Origin of the sequence: Halorussus vallis, assembly GCF_024138165.1 — an archaeon.
Classification (GTDB): domain Archaea; phylum Halobacteriota; class Halobacteria; order Halobacteriales; family Haladaptataceae; genus Halorussus; species Halorussus vallis.
The window spans coordinates 2,705,570-2,723,892 of record NZ_CP100000.1 but is presented as its reverse complement, the minus strand read 5'-3'; the positions used below and the strand labels follow the sequence as shown (position 1 = coordinate 2,723,892).

Sequence of the window (18,323 nt, the reverse complement as noted above, 5' to 3'; positions counted from 1 at the left end):
TGGGAGTGAAGCGGAACGGTCTACGTAAATGACAGCTCTACAATCATGAGTAGCAACACTATCAGCGAACTGTTACCGGGACCGTCGGCGGCCGAGTTCTTCCAGAAGTACGGCCTCGCGTTCGTGATGGTCGCGAGTTACTTCGGGTCGGGATCGATATTCATCGCGAGTTCGGCCGGCGTGCGCTACGGCTACGGCCTACTCTGGGCCGTCGTGGGTGCGGTGCTGTTGGGTTTCATGGCGCAGGACATGAGCGCGCGACTCGGCATCTTCGGTGACTCGCTGGCGGCGTTCGCCCGGGAAAAGCTCGGTTCGACCCTCGCGACGGTCGTGATGATACTGCTGTCCGTCGGTTGCGTCGCGTGGACGCTCGAACTCACCGCCGCCGTCGGCAAGGGCATCGTCGTCCTGCTCGACCTGCAGGGTATCGGCTGGCAGCCCTTCGCCTACCTGACGGGGCTCGCGGCCATCGTAATCGGCATCCTCGGATACAGAGCCGTCGAGAAGATTATGGTGGCGATGATGTTCGGTCTGCTGGTCCTCTACTTACTCGTCGCGGGCGCGAGCGACCCGAACCTCGCCGCGGTCGCCACCGGTTTCGTCCCCGGAATCGACTCCGCCGGGTCGATGACCCTCGCGGTGAGCATCCTCGGGACCACCGCGCTCTGGCCCAACTTCTTCCTCGAGTCCCAACTCGTCGACGAGAAGGGCTGGTCCACCAGTGCTGCCGTACCGACGATGCGTCGCGACCTCTCGATCGGCTACGCCGTCGGCGGCATCACGACCGTCGCCATCGTCGTCGTCGCGGCGGCGATTCTCCGTCCGGCGGGGTACGAACAACTCGAGACGTTCCTCACGCCCGGACGGGCGCTCGCGTCGGTGCTGGGCGAGTGGGCGATGGTCGTGTTCCTCACCGGGACGCTCGCCGCCGCGTTCAACAGCATCGTTCCGATCATGTGGGCGCCCGCGTACATCATCCCGGAAGCGATGGGAACGCAGTACGCGGACGACGGTCGGCTGTTCAACGTCATCTACGTCGTCGGAGTCGGTCTGGGAAGCCTCTCGCCGCTCGTCCACGAGTTCCTCGGGCTCAGCGTCATCGACATGATCATCCTCTTTCCCGCGTACAACGGCGTAGTGGGCCTCCCGATTACCGCCGTGCTCTTGTTCTGGGCAGTCAACGACTCGGACGTGATGGGCACCCACACGAACGGCTGGTGGCTGAACGCGGTCAACAGTGCCCTCGTCCTGCTGGCGGTGTACTCGGCGTGGAGCGCCGGCCAGTTCGTCATCGACGCGATCCTCTCGGGTGGGTTCTGATTCGGTATGGTCGCCGGAATTCCCGCGGGGACGCTCGTTCTCCTGGTCGTTATCTCGCTGCTCGGCGGCGTCGGTATCACCGCCGTCGGACCAGGCGGAATCTTCGTCACCATCGCGCTGTACGCGCTGACCGACCTCCCGCCCGCCGTCGTCGTGGGAACCGCCAGCGCGACGTTCATCGTCACCGGCGTTCTCGGGACCGCGAGCTACTACCGTTCGGGCGAACTCGGAACCGCCGGCGGGGCTCGGGCGGCGGCGATCCTGAGCGTCACCGGCCTCGTCGGCGCGCTGGTCGGGGTCAGACTCAATGCGCTCGTCGACGAGGCGACGTTCGGACTGCTACTCGGGGTGTTCATCTCGCTCACCGGCGTCCTCGTCTTCTACCGGTCTCGGTACGGCGGCGGTGACGACGAACGCGACCGCCCGCGGGTCCCGGAATCCCTGAAGTACGGGGTCATCGGCGGATTCGTCGGCGTCTCCGGCGGCCTGCTAGGGGTCGGCGGTCCCGTGTTAGCGGTCCCGATTCTGGTCGTGGCCGGCGTACCGATGTTGCTGGCCGTCGGCACCGCGCAGGTCCAGTCCATCTTCATCGCCACGTTCGCGACGTTCGGCTACGTCGTTCGCGACGCCGTCGCGTGGCCGCTCGTGGCCGTGATCGGTATCCCCGAACTCGTCGGTGTCGTCATCGGCTGGCGGGTCGCCCAGTCGGTCGACGCCGAACTGCTGACCCGCGTGCTGGCAGGACTCATGTTGCTGCTGGGACCGTATCTCGTGCTGCGTTGACTCCGCCCGCCGGAATCGCACGTTCGGAACTCGTTCTCGCGGTCACTCTCGGCGATTCGATTCTCTCGGGGGAGGAGAACTCACCGAAGCCGAGATAGCTTACTCGTCGCGGCCGAGCAGCGTCGGCTCGGGGTCGTGGGCCGTGATAACTCGAACCTCTCCGGCGGCGGTGTCGAACTCCACCGTCCGGCCGCGGTCGCCGCCGACCGCGACGCCCGAGAGCGACACGTCGAGGTCGGCGAACGCCTCGCGGGCCGTCTCGACGTTCCGCTCGCTCACCTCGCGCGGCAGGCCCTTCAGGTCCAGCAGGTCGCCGCCGCCGACGACGTACCCCTCCAGCGCGCCGAAGCTCGCGCCCGCCGAGATGGCCTCCCGGACCAGCGTCTCGACCGCCGTGTCGACGTACTTGGCGTCGCTCGTTCCGTCGCCGTCCGAGCGCCGGGGGAGCATCGCGCGAGCGAGGCCGCCGACGCCGTTCTCCGGGTCGTGGACGGCCAGGCCGACGCACGCGCCGAGTCCGTAGGCGACGAGCGTGGTGCCGTCGGCGACCACCTCGTACTCCGAAACGCCGACGAACAGTCGCTCGCGCTCGGGGTCGTCAGGGGCGCTCGCGTAGGTCTTCATTGCTCTATCACGTCGAGGCCGACCCGCGATATCTTCTCGACGAACTCAGGTTTGCCCGGGAAGACGTAGATGGTCCCGTCGACGTCGTACTCCGGGATGGTGAACCGCGAGGTGATGTACAGACCGAGTTCGTAGTGGTTCAGAACGTTGTCGACCAGCTTTCGCTCGGCGTTCCGGACCCTGATGGGCGAACCGGTGTCGATGGGCGTCTCGAACAGCGTCGCCCACTCGTCGACGAAGCCGTTGGCCATCATGTTACAGAGTTCGGCCAGCGCGTCCAGGCCCATCTCGACCGACACCGACGAGAGGTCGTCGACCGCCTTCTTGAGCATCAAAGCCGCCGCCTTGTTCGCGCTCCCGATGGGAAACACCACCAGGATGTTGCCGACGAGCGGTTCGCTCAGGGGAATCCGGGCGCCCGCGTGCTCCTCGGGGCTGAACTGCGAGAGGCCGGTTTCGGCGGTGGCGTAGCCGACCTTGACCTGCTCGGTCTGCACCGTCAGGTCGTCGACCGGCGCCTTGCTGAGGCGGCGCTCGGCCCCGTCGACGCCGGTGTCGCCCAGCCAGTTGAGGACCGCCAGCGTCTCCAGCGGTATCGCGAGTCGGTCCTCGTCGGCCGACTCGGTCGGCGTCTCGTCGGTTCCGGCCGCGGTACCGGACTCGGTCGCCCCGTCTCCGCGGCCCGCTCCCGACGGTTCGGACTTCCGGGGCGCGACCGACCGGCTCTCGGCGTCGTCGCTCGCCGACCGACGGTTCCCGTCGGTCGGCTTCGACTCGCGAGGTTCGGCGGTCGCAGGCGGCCGGGATTCGCCGTCCGCCGCGCCCGTTCGCCGTCGTTCGGCACTCTCGAGGCGACGTTTCGCGTCCGGGGCCTGGCGTCCGTCGGCGCGCTCCTGGCCGTCGCGTTCGGCGCTTTCACGGGCGGTCCCCTCGCCGCCGTCGTTCTCGCGCTCCGCGGGACGTTTTCGCCCCTCGGAGCGTCGGGGGTCGTCGTGGTTCTCGGCGTCGCCGCCGGGGTTCATCGGGACACCTCCCGAACCGACGCTCGTCCCGTCACGACGCATCCCTCGCGTTGGCGACCAGCGCGTCGGCGTCGAACACGCCGAGCGCGTCGCCGCCTGTCGGGTCGTCGACCACGGCCCGGAACCAGCGGCGGTCGACCGACGGCTCCCACGATTCGGCGTCCGCGGGAGGCCGGACGTCGTCGACGTGGTAGGGGTCGATTCCCGCCACCTCGTCGACGAGGAGTCCCGTCGGCTGGCCGGTCCGCCGGTCGAGGACGAGCAGTACCGACTCGTCGTCCGGCGAGCGCGCGGGCAACCCGAGGAGCGGTCGGCCGTCGACGACGACCGGAATCTCGCTGCCGAGGCTGGTCACGCCCGCGATGGCCGGACCGGACTGGGGCACCGGCGTCACCGTCGGGTCGGGGAGTATCCGCTTGACCCGACCGAGTTCGAGGCCGTAGCGCTCCTCGCCGAGCGCGAACCGGACGAACTCCACCCAGTCGCGTCGGTCGCCGACCGGTTCGGGGGCCGCGCCGCTCGACAGTTCGCCGCTCATCCGTCATCGCCTCCGAGAGTCGGACTCCGTCGCATCGTCAGGCCCCCTCGTCGCTGAACAGGTCGGCGGGTTCGCCGCCGTCGGGTTCGAGTGGGTCGGGCGTTTCCTCGCGAGCGGCGTCCGGGTCCTCGGCGTCTTCGGTCTGGGTTTCGGTCTCGGTTTCGTGGCTCCCTGCGTCGACATTCGCGTCCGTCGCCTGCTCGTCGGCGTCCGTATTCGGGTCCACACCGCCCGTTTCGTCCGCACCGTCTGCTTCGTCCGGACCGTCCGCCTCGCCCGCGTCCGTACCGTCTACTTCGTCCACGTCCCCTTCGTCCGGGGCATCGCCGGCCATCGCGTCGCCGAACGTCGCGCGGTCGTCGCCCCACGCGTTCAGTTCGTCGCTGAGTCGGGTCGCCTGGTCGGCGAGGTCGCTCGCGCTCTCGGATACCTGCGAGAGCGCCATCGTCTGGGACTCGGCGGCGGTCGCGACCGTCTCGGCCTCCGCGGTGATATCCTCGCTGACGTCCGCGGCCTCCTCGACCATCGCGAGCGCCTCGTTGGTCGCCTCGGCCTGCTGTTGGGTCGCGTCGGTTATCTCCTGGACGCCGACGTTCGTCTCCTGGGCGTACTCGGCGATGTCGGCCAGCGCCTCCGCCGCGTTCTCGACCGAGTCGGTCTGCTGGGAGATGCGGTCGCTGGTTTCGCGGACCTCGCCGACCGTGCGGTCGGTCTGGTGCTGGATGAGGTTGAGTCGCGTCTCGATGTCGCCCGCCGCCTCCTTGGTGCGCTCGGCGAGTTCCTTGATCTCGTTGGCGACCGCCGCGAAGCCCGCGCCCTGCTCGCCCGCCCGCGACGCCTCGATGTGGGCGTTGAGCGCGAGCATGTTGGTCTGTTCGGCAATCTCGGAGATGAAGTCGATGAGTTCGTCGACCTGCTCGACTTCGGATTCGAGGTTCTCGATGGCCTCGACCGTCTCCTCGGACTCGTTCTCGATGTCGGTCATTCCCTCGACCGCGGCGGTGGCGGCCTCCCGGCCCACTTCGCCCGTCCGGGCGGTCCGCTCGGAGATGTTGGCCACCTCGTCGGTGGAAACCGCGACCTCCTCGACGGTCGTGGCGAGTTGGTTCATCCCCATCGCGGCCGCCTGGAGGTCGTCGGTCTGGACCTCGGCGTCGGTCGAGATGTCACGGAGCGAGTCGACGACCCGACCGCTCCCCGAACTGACCTCCTGGGTGCTCAGCGTCACCTCCTTGCTGTAGGTCGCGACCTCGTTGGCGAACCGCGTGAGGTCGCCGGCGGCGGCTTCGAGCGCCGAGATCATCTCGTTGAACTCCCTGGCCACGCGGGCCATCGCCTCGCTCTCGGCGTCGGGGTCCAACCGTCGGCTCAGGTCGCCGTCCGCGCACTCGCGCATGACGGCGCCGTACTCGTCGGCCCGGCGTTCGATGCGGGCGTTGAGGTCCTCGGCTTCGCGGCGCGCGCGGTGCTCGTCGAGGAGCGTCTCGTGGGTGTCTGCCATCGCGTCGGCCACCCGGCCGACGCAGTCGACACGTCCGCTCTCGAAGGACGGCTCCTCGCCGTCGGCTCTTCGGTCGGCGCTGTCGACGAGGCCGTCGAGTCGGCGCGCGGTGCGTCTGGAGAGGACCGTGCCGACGACGCCGGCGAGCATGGCGCCGCCGAAGGTTGCTCCGACGACAGTTCTATCGAATTGTCCGGTCGCGTACACGCCCGCGGCGGCGACGCCGCCGACGAACGCCAGCGTCAACCCGAACTTGAGCGCGTAGCTCCGCCGGACGAATCCCGGGACGAGCTTTGCCGAGAACCCAGTCATTTGAAGAAACCATTTCAAGAAGGCTTAATAAATCTTCGCGATACATGAGCAATAAATTATATAAGAAAACTATCGTCGGACGATTGGCATCCGGCGACGAATCGACCGCGACGAACCCGCCGCAACGAACCGGCCGGGAGCGCCGCGCGCGGCGCTCCCGGCCGGATTCCGACCTCAGCGCTCGACCACGATTTCGCAGTGGTCCCCGCCGGCGTGGACGCACTCGGTTTCCGAAACCGACAGAGGTTCGTCGTAGTGGTCGGCCACGCCGTGGACGATGCCACGGGCGACCGAGCAGAGTTGCCGCTCCGAGCGGTAGGTCACCGTCACCCGGTCGTCGCCGTCCCGGCGACAGTCCAGTTCCGGCGGGTTCAGGTCGGCGCTCCGCATCCGGAGGACGGTGTGAATCTGTTCCTCGGTGTTGGCCACTAGGTCGAGGGCGTCCCAGTCGTCGTCGACGACGTTTCCGTAGGTGTCGAGCAGTTGGGCCGTCGCGAAGCGGCCGTACCCCTCCAGCAGGTCCGGAATCGGCGCGCCGGTCAGGTCGGCGACGGCCGCGACCAGTTCGAACAGTTCGTCGTCGTCGTAGGTGTCGATGGGGAGGTAGACCCGCTGGTGGAGGCCGGCCTCCCGTCGGACGGCGTCCCACGTCTCGTGGTCGCGGTTCGCCACCACGTAGTCCTTGAGTGATTTGAAGATTATCCCGTGCACGAATCGACCTCCCTTCGGTCCCGCCGGGGCGACGCCGGCGCGCGCCGGCGTCGCTTCCGGGGTATCGTTCGCCGCAGACTCCGGCGAGTCATGCGCCCGGAGCGCTCTCGACGAGGAGTTCGCACGCGTCGTCGCCCTCGCCCATGCAGGACTCCTCGCTGACCGCGAACTGCTCGCCGTAGTAGTTCCCGACGCCGTGCAGCAGTCCCTTCGCCAGCGGGCAGAGTTCCCGCTCGGAGTCGTAGGTCACCAGGACCGTCTCCTCGTCGACCCACTCCGAGGAGAGCGCCGGCGGCGTGTAGGTCGAGAGCTGTTTGGCCCGCAGCGCCTCGTGGATGTACGTCTCGACGTTCGCGACGAGTTCGAGGCCGGTCCAGTCGGCGTCGACGTGGACGCCGTAGACTTCGACCAGCGGCGGGACGAGGAACCGCCCGAACGCGTCGAGCAGGTCCGGCACCGCCTCGCCGGAAACCTCAGACGCCGCCTCGACGAGGCCGAGCACGTCGGCGTCGTCGTACTCGGTGACGGGGACGTAGATCTGGCCTTCGAGGCCGGCGGTGCGCTGAATCTCCAGCCACGCCGCCTCGTCGTACTCGGTCGTCACGAAGTCCTTCAGTCCCTTCAGCACGATACCGTGCACGGGCAACACCTCCTGGCGTCGAGTCGGTCCGCGGCCGACGCGCGCCGCGTCGGCCGGTCCGGGCGTCCTCCCTGCGACAGCGTCTCGACGGTCGGTCGACCCCCCGCTCGACGGAACATAATCGAACGCGACTCAGCAAGATGATATAATTGTTCGGGATTGTGTTATCTAACGGAGAGGACCGAAACGGCCGCGGCGGCGTCCGGCGCGCCGAAACCGCCGGATGAGCGAACCCCGGGACACCGTTCGAACCGATTCGATGCTCAGAGCGCCTCCCAGTCGAGTCGGTCGAGGTCGACGTCCACGTCCGGGAGTTCGGTCGACGCCTCGGGGCGGGTGTCGGCCACCCGGTCTAAGTCGAACGAGCCGAGGGCCTCCTTCAGGTCGGCCTCGTCGGGGATGACGTAGATGTCGAGGTCGACCTCGCCGTCGACGGCCTCGACGCAAGTGTCGAAGACGAACGCGAACTCCTGGGACGCCCCGAGGCCGACGACGAGGGGGTCGACCACCGCCGCGCCCATGTCGTGGGCGTAGGCCGGCGGTGAGTGGTCGATAGTGGTGTCGAGCAGGTTCGCCCAGCCGTCGAGCATCCCGCTGGCCATCACGTTCGACAGTTCCTTGATGGCGTCGCGCTGGAACTCGCCGAGTCCCGTCGCGGGAACCTCGCCGGACGCGGCGTCCGTCTCCGTGCCGAGGGCCGCGCCGGACTCCGGCGCGGCCCTCGGCGCGTCGGCCGGGGGTGCCGTCTCGGAGTCCGGCGACGAGGGCGCCTCCGGGTCGGTGCCGCCCAGTCGACGCGCCGAACGCTCGTCGAACAGAAAGAGGAGGTAGCCGCTGGGCAGGCCGGCGAAGCTGAACGCCACGCCGACCATCGGTTCGGGCGACACCTCGCTCGGAATCGCGTCGAGCGAGACGAAGTCGATGCGCCGGATGTCGACGTCCATCTCGATGCCCGACATCCGCGTGAGGTTGCGGGCGACCTGGGCCGCGCCGCGCTGGGCGATGCGGTCGAAGCCCACCAGCTTCTCGAACTCGATGGCGCGGGCCGGCGAGCGGGCCGCGAACAGGCGCTCGACGGTGTCGCGGGCGGGCAGGAGGTAGTGACGGAAGGTCAGTTCCTCGCCGACCGCCTCGAAGCTGTTGCGGAACAGCACCGCGAGTTCGTCGGCCGCGGGCGTCGGCGTCGAGTCGGCCAGCACGCCGCCGAGTTCGTCGGCGGTCACGTACGTCGGCGCGGAGACGTCGATGTTCGTGTCGAGCACGTTCGCCCACCCGTCGACGAAGCCGTTGTTCATCACCTGGCCGATTTCCGTCACTGCGCTCTCGTGGAGCGACTCGCCCGCCACGGGTTCGACGCCCTCGATGGCGGCCGACGTGACGGTCCGGGCGCTCTCGGCGTCGAACAGCAGCAGCGAGGTGCCCTCGAAGCCGTCGGTCAGGCCCACCCGGACGCCGACCCACTCGCCGTCACCCAGGTCGCTGGCGACCGTGCCGTCGCGGGTGAAGTTGAGGTGGGTCACCTCGACGCGGGCGGGGATGCCCGTCATCGAACTCAGCCGGTCGGCCGCGAGTCCCGCGCCCTCCCGGGCCATCTCGTAGAACGTCCCGAGGCTGTCGACGTCGAGTTTCACAGCGAACTCACCTCCAGCACGTTGACCGCCTCGCCGTCGCCGAGGGTGGTCGCGCCGCCGACGCCGGGCACGTCGGCGAGCAGGTCGCCGTACGGTCGGACGACGACCTCCTGGGTCGTGACGATGCGGTCGACCGAGACGGCGATGCGTTCGGCCTCCGAGCGAATCCAGACGACCTGGGTGACGTCGTCGGCGTCCCGTTCGCCGTGCTCTCCAGCGTCGGGCAGGTCGAGCGCCGAGGGCAACCGAACGAGCGGGTAGGCGTCGGCCGCCTCGACGCCCTCGGGCAGGCCGCCCACGAGGTCGAGGTCCGAGCGCCGGACGACCTCCCGGCCGTCCTCGGTCTCGACCGGCGGCGCGGGCGTCACCTGCTCGACCGAACTCATCGGGATGCCGAAGGTCCGGCCGGCCGCCGACACAAACAGCACCTCCGTGAGCGCGATGGACACCGGCACCCGCAGGCGGACGGTGGTCCCGACGCCGGGTTCGCTCTCGACCGCGACGGAACCGTCGAGGTCGGCGACCGTCCGCCGGACCACGTCCATGCCGACGCCGCGGCCGCTGACGTCGGTCACTTCGTCGGTCGTGGTCAGGCCGGGTTCGAACAGCAGGTCGTAGGTTTCGTCGTCCGAGAGGTCCTCGGCCTCCTCGAACCCGAGCACGCCCGCCTCGACCGCTCGCTCGCGGACCGCCTCCGGATCCACGCCGCGGCCGTCGTCGGCGAGTTCGACCACGACCTCGTCGCCCACGCGTTCGGTGCGAATCTCGACGGTCCCCTCGCGGGGCTTGCCCGCCGCCTCGCGCTCGTCGGGCGATTCGATGCCGTGGTCGACCGCGTTGCGCGCGAGGTGGACCAGCGGGTCGCGGAGTCGGTCGAGGATGCTCCGGTCGAGTTCGACCTCGGCGTCGCCCACGTCGAGGTCGACCTCCTTGTCCTGGGCGCGTGCGACGTCCCGGACGGTCCGCGGGATGGTTTCGACCGCCGCCGACAGCGGCATGAGTCGGACGTCCATCACGGTGCGGCGGTACTCGGTGACGGTCCGTAGGAGGTTCGAAACCTCCTCGCGGATGGCGTCGTCGGTGTCGGGACCGACCGCCTCGTCGAGTCGGAGGTGGGTCAGCGACAGTTCCTCGGCGACGTCGAGCAGTCGGTCGGCGGTGTCGACATCGACGGTCATCGCCTGCAAGCGGTCGAAGTCGCCCGCCCGCTCGGAGTCGGCCCCGGCGTCGGTCGTCGGGAACGCCTCGGCGTCGAGTCGGCTCTCCTCGATGGTGCTCACCGCGGCCCGGAAGACGTCGCGGTCGTCGCCGGCGTCCTCGCCGGACCGGTCGCCGAGCAGGTCGTCGAACCGGGACTCGAACGCCGCCATCTCCTCGTCGACGGAGAAGGTCATGTCCGGAACGGCGTCGCGGCCGGCGTCGAGGTCGGCCGCGAGGTCCTCGTCGAAGTCGGTCGACAGGTCGACGCCGAGGTCGGTTTCGGGGAGCGAGTCGGGGTCGGGGACCTCGGCGGCCGGCACCTCGGCGTCCGGGAGCGAGACGTCGGTCGGCGTCGTGTCGGGGTCGGGAACGTCGGCCGAGTCTTCGGAGTGGTCCGAATCGCCGACGTCGGTCGGTTCCGGGGAAGCGTCGGCTTCGACCTCGACCGGGTCGGTGTCGGCCTCGCCGTCTTCGCGTTCTGCGACCGGAGCGTCCGCCGGCTCGTCGACCGGGGCTGGAGCGTCCTCGTCGGCGGTCTCTGTGGAGTCCTCGGAGTCGTGTTCGAAGAGGAAACCGCCCGGTTTCTCATCGTCGTCGCTGGCTTCGCTCGCTTCGTCGGCCGGCGAATCGGACGCCGACTCCGTCACGTTGGACTCCTCTGCCGTCCCAGCGGCGTCTGCTAGGCCAGCATCGGCGGTCGGCGGGCGAGACTCCGCCTCCGCCTCCGAGGCGTCGCCGCCTCCCAGGAGGTCGACCGGGACGTCATCCCCACCTGCGGCCTCCGCCGAGTCGGAGTCCGACTCGGCGAAGGCCGCGTCCGGTGCGGCGTCGGACGCCGGGTCGGGTACTGCGTCCGCTCCGAGGAGGTCGACCGGGTCCCCCGCCGGCGAGTCGGCCGACGTCTCGCCTTCGTCGACCGCCTCGGACGCGTCGGTCGGAGCCTCCTCGAACGCCGGGTCGTCGCCGCCCGGCAGGTCGTCGTCGGGGTCGAGCGCGATGAGTTCCTCGATGGTGTACTCGTCGTCCTCGTCGAACTCGCCGAACTGGACGTCGTCGATGTCGGCCTGGAGCGCGTCGATGGACTCCTCGTCGTCGACCGCCTCTTTGGTCGTCTCGAAGAACGACGACGGTTCCGCGGGCGTCTCCGGGTCGTCAGGTGTTTCGCGGTCGCCGGGCGTTTCGAGGCCGCCGGACGCGAGCGGATCGGTCGCGGGGGTCGCGTTCTCGTCCGTCTCACCCGCCGTGTCGTCGAGGAGTCCCCATCCGTCGAGTTCGTCCTCGTCTCCGCCCTCGCCTTCGGCGTCCATCTCCGCCACGAGGGCGTCGATGTCGTCGAACTCGGTCGTGGCTTCGAGCGCCGCGACCACGTCGTCGCTCAGACCCTCGTCGGTCGGGTCCCAGTCGGCCTCGGCTTCGGCTTCGGAGCGGTTAGCACCGAGCGGGCCGTCGCCGGACGCCGACTCAGGCGCTCGTTCGCGGTGTTCGTCGAGCGAGTCCCGGAGCGCCGCCAGCGTCGCGTCGACGTCGGACTCGGTCTCCTCGCCCGTCGCGGCGGCCCCGACGGTCGCTTCGAGACGGTCGACGACGCCGAGCGTTCGGTCTATCAGGTCCGGGACCGGTTCGACCTCGCCGGCCCGAATCGCGGCGAGCACGTCCTCGACACCGTGGGCGAGTTCGCCGCCGTCGGCGAGTCCCTGGACGCGGCAGGTCCCCTTCAGCGAGTGGGCGACCCGGAACAGTTCCTCGACGGTCGCGGCGGTCTCCTCGCCGCGTTCGAGCGCGAGCAGGCCGTCGTTCAGCGCCCGAATCTGGGTGCGGGCCTCGCGGAAGAACGCGTCGTCAGTCGGGTCCACGCGAGCACCCCCGCGAGGTCCCATCTCGGCGGCCCCGGTCGACGGCGTCTGCGGGTCGGCGCGACGTCACGACAGCACTCCGTCGATGGCGTCGGTGAGTTCGTCGTCGTCGAACGGCTTGGTGATGTAGGCGTCGGCGCCGGCCCGCGCCGCCAGTTGTATCTTCTGACGCTGGCCGACGCTGGTGCACATCACCACCTTGACCTCCTCGTCGAGCTGTTTGATGGCGGCCGTCGCCTTCAGTCCGTTTGCCTTGCGCATCACGATGTCCATCAGCACGAGGTCGACCTCCTCGGCGTGTTCCTTGTACCGCTGGATGGCCCAGGCGCCGTTGGGCGCCTCGGCGACGATGCGGTAGTCGTCGTCCGCGAGCGCACTCTTGACCCGCTGGCGCATGAACTTCGAGTCGTCGACGAGTAGAATCCCGATATTCATAACATCGTCCCTATCATTAAGGGGGCTTCGAGCCGAACCATAAAACGTTTCCCCGGGATTACGTGAGAGATTAACGACAAATACGGCGCTGAGCGGGGCGTCTAGCCAGATGGCCGATAATATGCCAATATTTATAAAATAATTTTAATAGTCGGTGGCGACGCGTTCCGGTAGGAATGTCCGAAACGCTCTACGAGCGACTCGGCGGAGAGGAGTCCATCGGCGCAGTCGTCGACGAGTTCTACGACCGCATCGTCTCGGACGAGCGCGTCAGCCACTTCTTCGAGGACGTGGATATGGAGGCCCAGCGCGCCCATCAGACCCAGTTCCTTAGCTCCGTGGCGGGCGGTCCAGTCGAGTACTCCGGCGCCGAGATGGAGGCGGCCCACGACCACCTCGACGTCACCGAGCGAGACTTCGAGATCATCGCGGTCCACCTCGACGAGTCACTGGCCACCTTCGACGTGCCCGAGACGGAGCGCGAAGAGGTACTGTCGGCCGTCGGCGAACTCCAGCCGGCCATCGTCTCGGAGTGATCTGCCGTAGGCCAACTGCCAGAATTCCAGAACAGAGCGTCCTCACAGTAGTCGGTGATACCTATCAGACAGAGGAAACACTTTTGGTAGACTGTGTCCGTCTCTGACACATGGGCAGTTGGAACGCGTTGTGTCTCACGATACGTACCGAAACCCCCGACGACCTCGCCGCCGACTTCGAACCGCTTCTCGAACGGGACTGGCAGAGCCTGACCGCAGACATCACCCTTCCCGACGACGCGCCGTCTCTTGAGGACAGACCGCTGTCACCCGACGATTTCCGCGTGAAGACCCGAGACAAACACGTTTACTGTTACGCAGGCGGCCACAGTCCCGCGTTCCACGAGATGGAGGTAATCGCCTACGCGTTCCTGGCACACCTCGAACCCGAGGAGGCGGTCATCACCAAGCGATTCGAGGACGGACAGGGTTCGTCTACGCTTTATCAGCACCTCGACTCGGCCTCCGAACACGTACTTCAGCACCGCGACCGAGTAGACGGCATCGGCTACGCCAAGGTGACCGAGATCTCCGGCTGGGAGCTCCCTCGCGGCGCCGAACACGCCGCCAACGTCATCGGCACCAGGTGCGGGATGGACGTCGGCATCGCAGAAAGCGACCGGATGTACGTCCTCGACGTGCGACGCCACCGCCTGTAACGTATCAGCACGAATGCCCTCGAATTCCCTCCGAAGTCGTAGTGAACGCGAAGACGACAGAACGCTTACCTTCGCCCGCGAGCTATCACTCCCCAGATGCGACGATACCCGTCGATTCCCCCGATAGAGGACGCGCCGCCCGAACTGCTCGACGGCGGCCACCTCTGGATTCAGGAGCGGGTCGACGGGGCGGCCCTCCGGTTCGAACTCCGGGACTCGGGCCTCCTGCGCTTCGGCGACCGAACCCGAGTCTTCGACGCCGACGAGATTCCCGACGCCTACCGCCACGCGGTTCGACACGTCCGCAAGCGCTTCGACCGGCGGGCGCTCCGCGACGCGGTGGGCGACGTGGAGTCGGTGACGTTCTTCGGCGTGGCGACCCACCGCCGGGCGATAGACTACGACTGGGACCGCCTGCCGTCGTTCCTGGGTACCGACGTGTGGTCCGAAGAGAAGGCGGCGTTCCTCCCGCCAGATTCCGTCGAGGGTATCTACGAGCGTCTCGGCCTCGACCCCGTGAACGCCGTCGCCAAGGAGGTCCGGGCGGTCGACTTCGACCCCGACTCATACGAGATTCCCGAGTCGGCGTGGTACGACGGCCCCGCGAAGGGCGTCGTGCTGCGGAACAAGACCGGCGAACGCGCGACGCTTCCGAACCCGGCGTTCGAAGACTCAGAGGACCGAGGCCCGGTCGAGACGTCCGCGGAGGAGTTCGCCGAAGCGTACGCGACGGACGACCGCTTCCGGGCGGTCGTCCGGGAACTCGAAGCCGAGGGGCGCACGCCTGACTTCGACGCCGTCTTCGAGTGCACCGTCGAGCGGGCGTTCCGCGAGGAACACGACCGCCTGTTCGACGAGGCGGCGGCGTTCGACTCGCGGGCGTTCCGGTCGGAGATCGCCGCGCGTGCGCGGCGATTTCTCGACGCCGAGGTCGCAGGGTAAGTCCGGACGGACGCTCCGACGGCGTCCGCGGTTCGCGGAAAGAAGGAGTCGGCGGTCGGCGATCGGCGCCGTCATCGTGCCGACCGCGGCCGGTCAGTCCTTCGTCGCGGCGGGACCGAGCGCGTCGGTCGGGCGGCCGGCGCCGTCGGGGTCAGAGCGGTCGGAGTCGTACCGGTCGAGTCGGCGTTGCAACCCGCGGTAGAGCGGTTGCGCGAGCAGGCCGGCACAGGCGCCGACCAGCGCGGCCGCCACGACCGCGAGGTGGGCGAGGGCGAACAGCGTCAGCGGGAACAGTGCGACGAGGCCGACCGACAGCGCGAAGCTGCGCCACGTGCGCGGAACGTCGTCTTCGAGGTGGGCCGGACGGGTCGATGCGTGCGGATGATGTCTATCGTTCATTGGCGGGGTGTGGGATGTTGGTTTGCATACCGGACGTCGAATCGGGAGCCCCGCCACGGTCGTACGCGAGCGTACCACCCGGGCTGGGCGTGTCGTCAGGGGCGTTCGTCGAACACCATGGACTTACACTGTACAAATGTATATGTATTAACACTTTTTCACACGCGGTACCGTACACCAAGAGACGTGCTCGCACGCTTTCGCGCCGGCTTCGCGGCGACGAACCGAATCCCGTCTCGAACCGACGGATGAAAGCGGCCACATCCACTACGCACTGCCAATGAACATCGAGTTTCTCGGCGGGGCGGGCGAGGTCGGGCGCGCCGCCGTCCTCGTCGACGACTCTCTCCTGCTCGACTACGGGATGCTGACGGGCAACCCGCCCTCCTACCCGGTTCGGGACCCCGACCCCGACGCCGTGGTCGTGAGCCACGGCCACCTCGACCACGTCGGGGCGCTCCCCTCCCTGCTGTCGGGCGACGCCCGGCCGCCGATTCACTGGACGCCGCCGACCCGCGACCTCGCGGGACTGCTGGCCCGCGACACGCTCAAACTCCACGGCGGGAGCTACGACTGCCCGTTCACGAAGGCCGAAATCAAACGTCTCTCGCAGGTTTCGGAGACGCACGGCTACGAAGAGACGTTCGAGGTGTGCGCGGAGCGAAGCTCCGCGGGAAAGTCGAGCGGGCGAGGCCCGCGAGACGCGGGCTACGAGGTCACCTTCTTCGACGCCGGCCACATCCCCGGGAGCGCCCACGTCCTCGTCGACGACGGCGAAACCCGCCTGCTCTACACCGCCGACTTCCACACCGACGACACCCAACTGCTGTCGGGGACGACCGCCCGCCCCGAGGCCGACGTGGTGCTCTGCGAGTCGACGTACTCCGACGTTCACCACGACCCCCGACGCGAGGTCGAGGCGCGCTTCGCCGAGAGCGTCCGGACGACCGTCTGGGAGGGCGGCACCGTGGTGGTGCCGGCGTTCGCCATCGGACGCACCCAGGAGATGCTGATGGTCTGCGAGGCCCACGACATCGATTGTTATGTCGACGGTATGGGGCAGAAAGTGACCCAGATTGCGCGCCAGTATCCCGAGTTCGTCCGGGACCCCGACGCGCTCGGCCGGGCGAAGTCTCACGCCCGATTCGTCACTGGACGGCATGGCCAACGGAAACGCATCGCCGACAAAAACACGGCAATCGTCACGACAAGTGGAATGCTAACTGGTGGGCCAGTCGTTTCATATATCCCCGAAATCCGGGCGAATCCGACGAACAAGATTGCGATGACGGGCTATCAGGTCGAGGGCACACCGGGACGCGAACTCCTCGATAGAGGTCGCGCCGAAATCGATGGTCAAATCATGCCCGTCAGTGCGCAAGTGGAGTCGTATGACTTCTCAGCGCACGCTGACAGAGACGGGTTGTTCGAGTTCCTCGATTCGTACCGGGACGCCAAGATTCTCGTGAATCACGGCGACCGGTGTGAAGAATTTGCACGCGAACTGCGGGAGGAAGGATACGAAGCAAGCGCCCCGGAGCTCGGACAGAGCGTTACGATCACCGCCTGAGAACGGGGAGAATTACGGCGCTGTCGAAATCCTCAGCGAGGTACACGTTCAAACGAGAGGGAGACTGAACGCGGACTCCTAAAGTTGCGGTCACAACGGGTCGTTGAACGACCGACTCGCTTGGTCCGACGAGCTATCGCCCGAGACTCCTCGAAGTTCTCGAAGCGACGCTGTGCACTCGACTCGTTCGACGGTTACGGTCCGACCGTAGTGACGCCGTGCTTTGTCGGGCGACCGAGACGACGTCATAGGTGCAACTCGACGAGTTTGCCGACCGCGATTCCGAGTCGGTCGCTGGTGTCGACCGAATCCCGTCCGACGGAACGAATCGTTACCGCCGGTCAGACGACGCGGCCGTCACAAACGGGGTTACTCTCCGGTTTCGTAGGGAGCGACCAGCGCCAGTAGTTCCTGGCCCAGTTCACCGGTAACGTTCCGGACCTGATCCGTTTCGGTATCGTGGACTATCATCCCGCAATCTTCCAGTTTTGGAAGATGGACGTGATGGAGTGCAGTATGAATGTACTGTCGATGTTCGTCGTCCGGTGGTTCACCGTTTCCAACCCGGTCGGCAACGCGGTCTACGAGCGCGTTCACCCCCATCGCTTCCTCGTCGGTGTGGTGTAATGCTCGAAGGACGACCCGTCGGTAGTCGTTGGCGACTGCCGAGAGAATTACATCGGGAGAGATCGATTTCCTCCGCTCGGTTGTACGGATCGTCATGCGACTTCCCCGGAGACCAATCGTTCCGTTTTCGGCGTCGGGTGCATACCTACTGAGTGACACGCAAGCCCGGTGAGCCTTTGCCATGGTGTACAAAGGAGATGATCGGTTCACGCCCTCGACTCGGAGGGGACGAGTGTGTACGTGACGAGCGCCACGATGGCACGACGGAGCCGTTCCGTCACGGCCTGGTCAGAGATCCCGAGTTCGTCCGCGAGCTCCTTGGTCGTACAGCCTCTCGGGATGTCGTAGTATCCCATCCCCACGGCGAGACGGATCGCTTCTCGCTGCGGCTGGGTCAGGCCGTACCACGGACCGGCGTCCGGTTTCGTCGGATTGTACACGCGAATCACCTCTACGGAAACCTGCGCGTCCTCACAGTGTGCCGTGAACTCGCCGAGGGCCGCGTGATCGGGGAATCGCAACTCGAACTCCCATTCGTCGGGCGTTCCGATGGCACTCAAAAGTTGCCCGTTGCTCGCGCGGATTCCTCGGAAGACGTGGTCGTGGTTCGCGTCCCAATCGAGCGTGAAGAGCGTTCGATCTTCGAACACGTCCACTTCCGTGGCGCTGTTGACCGCGGGATGGCGTTGGACGGTTTCGAGAAACGACTGCCGTGTCGAGTTGTGAATCCAGAACAGCGGAACGGTAGCCTCCCCGATCGGGACGAGAGATTCGAGTTCGATGGACGTGACACCCTCAACGCAGAGAATCCGGCCGAGTTCGAAGTCGGTAGATGGAATACGAAATTCAGCAATTACGCTCATTACTCGTTCCTGCCATCATGGTTGGTCACACCCGTACAAAACGGGACGGCATGGTGCACCATGTTCTTTGAAACTGGTAGCGCACCACCGTCCAGTATCCCGCATTGGCGGTCGCCCATCGCGTCTGCGGCCATCGTAATTGAGGCTCGGTACGTCA

The 18,323-nt window shown here is 67.4% G+C and carries 18 protein-coding genes; 6 read left to right on the top strand and 12 right to left on the bottom strand.

From position 1 onward, the window contains the following. Positions 1-45: 45 nt before the first annotated feature. Complete coding sequence (locus tag NGM07_RS13795) at positions 46-1,320, top strand: NRAMP family divalent metal transporter (RefSeq protein WP_253512565.1); 1,275 nt, start codon at positions 46-48, stop codon at positions 1,318-1,320. Positions 1,321-1,326: 6 nt separating this feature from the next. Beyond that, positions 1,327-2,103, top strand: a complete 777-nt coding sequence (locus NGM07_RS13790) for a sulfite exporter TauE/SafE family protein (RefSeq protein ID WP_253512562.1) — start codon at positions 1,327-1,329, stop codon at positions 2,101-2,103. 99 nt (positions 2,104-2,202) lie between these two features. Here the strand turns inward: NGM07_RS13790 and NGM07_RS13785 are convergent, their stop codons facing one another. The 9 genes from NGM07_RS13785 to NGM07_RS13745 form a co-directional block, all read right to left on the bottom strand. Continuing rightward, complete coding sequence (locus NGM07_RS13785; RefSeq protein WP_253512560.1) at positions 2,203-2,727, bottom strand: chemotaxis protein CheD; 525 nt, start codon at positions 2,725-2,727, stop codon at positions 2,203-2,205. After that, the gene (locus tag NGM07_RS13780) at positions 2,724-3,749 is read right to left on the bottom strand and encodes a chemotaxis protein CheC (RefSeq protein ID WP_253512557.1); all 1,026 of its coding nucleotides are present in this window, start codon (positions 3,747-3,749) and stop codon (positions 2,724-2,726) included. Before NGM07_RS13780 ends, NGM07_RS13785 begins: the two co-directional genes overlap by 4 nt. A gap of 31 nt (positions 3,750-3,780) precedes the next feature. Next, positions 3,781-4,287: a chemotaxis protein CheW gene (locus tag NGM07_RS13775; protein ID WP_253512555.1), complete on the bottom strand. Its 507-nt coding sequence runs from the start codon at positions 4,285-4,287 to the stop codon at positions 3,781-3,783. A gap of 37 nt (positions 4,288-4,324) precedes the next feature. Beyond that, entirely contained in the window at positions 4,325-6,100 is a 1,776-nt protein-coding gene (locus NGM07_RS13770) for a methyl-accepting chemotaxis protein (RefSeq protein ID WP_253512552.1), read from the bottom strand. A 174-nt stretch (positions 6,101-6,274) separates the two neighbouring features. Beyond that, positions 6,275-6,811 carry a heme NO-binding domain-containing protein gene (locus tag NGM07_RS13765; RefSeq protein WP_253512549.1) on the bottom strand — a complete coding sequence of 179 codons (537 nt, stop codon included), beginning with the start codon at positions 6,809-6,811 and terminating at the stop codon, positions 6,275-6,277. An 88-nt stretch (positions 6,812-6,899) separates the two neighbouring features. Continuing rightward, positions 6,900-7,451, bottom strand: a complete 552-nt coding sequence (locus tag NGM07_RS13760; protein WP_253512546.1) for a heme NO-binding domain-containing protein — start codon at positions 7,449-7,451, stop codon at positions 6,900-6,902. A gap of 263 nt (positions 7,452-7,714) precedes the next feature. Beyond that, the gene (locus NGM07_RS13755) at positions 7,715-9,082 is read right to left on the bottom strand and encodes a chemotaxis protein CheC (RefSeq protein ID WP_253512543.1); all 1,368 of its coding nucleotides are present in this window, start codon (positions 9,080-9,082) and stop codon (positions 7,715-7,717) included. Continuing rightward, on the bottom strand, positions 9,079-12,135 hold the full coding sequence (locus NGM07_RS13750; RefSeq protein ID WP_253512540.1) for an ATP-binding protein: 3,057 nt from the start codon (positions 12,133-12,135) through the stop codon (positions 9,079-9,081). The genes NGM07_RS13755 and NGM07_RS13750 overlap by 4 nt, the downstream gene beginning before the upstream one ends. 66 nt (positions 12,136-12,201) lie before the next feature. Next, a complete protein-coding gene (locus NGM07_RS13745; RefSeq protein ID WP_253512537.1) occupies positions 12,202-12,570 on the bottom strand; it encodes a response regulator in 369 nt (122 codons plus the stop codon). A 176-nt stretch (positions 12,571-12,746) separates the two neighbouring features. Here NGM07_RS13745 and NGM07_RS13740 point away from each other — a divergent pair, with 176 nt between their 5' ends. The 3 genes from NGM07_RS13740 (at position 12,747) to NGM07_RS13730 (ending at position 14,707) form a co-directional block, all read left to right on the top strand. Beyond that, positions 12,747-13,106, top strand: a complete 360-nt coding sequence (locus NGM07_RS13740; RefSeq protein ID WP_253512534.1) for a group I truncated hemoglobin — start codon at positions 12,747-12,749, stop codon at positions 13,104-13,106. A gap of 110 nt (positions 13,107-13,216) precedes the next feature. After that, positions 13,217-13,765, top strand: a complete 549-nt coding sequence (locus NGM07_RS13735; protein ID WP_253512531.1) for a hypothetical protein — start codon at positions 13,217-13,219, stop codon at positions 13,763-13,765. 96 nt (positions 13,766-13,861) lie between these two features. Continuing rightward, entirely contained in the window at positions 13,862-14,707 is an 846-nt protein-coding gene (locus NGM07_RS13730; RefSeq protein WP_253512528.1) for an RNA ligase family protein, read from the top strand. 93 nt (positions 14,708-14,800) lie between these two features. Here NGM07_RS13730 and NGM07_RS13725 read toward each other — a convergent pair whose 3' ends face one another. Continuing rightward, positions 14,801-15,106 carry a hypothetical protein gene (locus NGM07_RS13725; RefSeq protein ID WP_253512525.1) on the bottom strand — a complete coding sequence of 102 codons (306 nt, stop codon included), beginning with the start codon at positions 15,104-15,106 and terminating at the stop codon, positions 14,801-14,803. 280 nt (positions 15,107-15,386) lie between these two features. On the opposite strand from NGM07_RS13725, the gene NGM07_RS13720 reads away from it, so the two are divergent. Next, positions 15,387-16,676: an MBL fold metallo-hydrolase gene (locus NGM07_RS13720; protein ID WP_253512522.1), complete on the top strand. Its 1,290-nt coding sequence runs from the start codon at positions 15,387-15,389 to the stop codon at positions 16,674-16,676. A 369-nt stretch (positions 16,677-17,045) separates the two neighbouring features. On the opposite strand, the gene NGM07_RS13715 is transcribed toward NGM07_RS13720, so the two are convergent. Together NGM07_RS13715 and NGM07_RS13710 are read right to left on the bottom strand one after the other, a co-directional pair. Then, positions 17,046-17,399, bottom strand: coding sequence for a DUF7344 domain-containing protein (locus NGM07_RS13715; protein WP_253512519.1), 354 nt, complete (start codon positions 17,397-17,399; stop codon positions 17,046-17,048). Between the two features lie 110 nt (positions 17,400-17,509). After that, positions 17,510-18,166 carry a helix-turn-helix domain-containing protein gene (locus NGM07_RS13710; RefSeq protein WP_253512516.1) on the bottom strand — a complete coding sequence of 219 codons (657 nt, stop codon included), beginning with the start codon at positions 18,164-18,166 and terminating at the stop codon, positions 17,510-17,512. Positions 18,167-18,323: the final 157 nt, after the last annotated feature.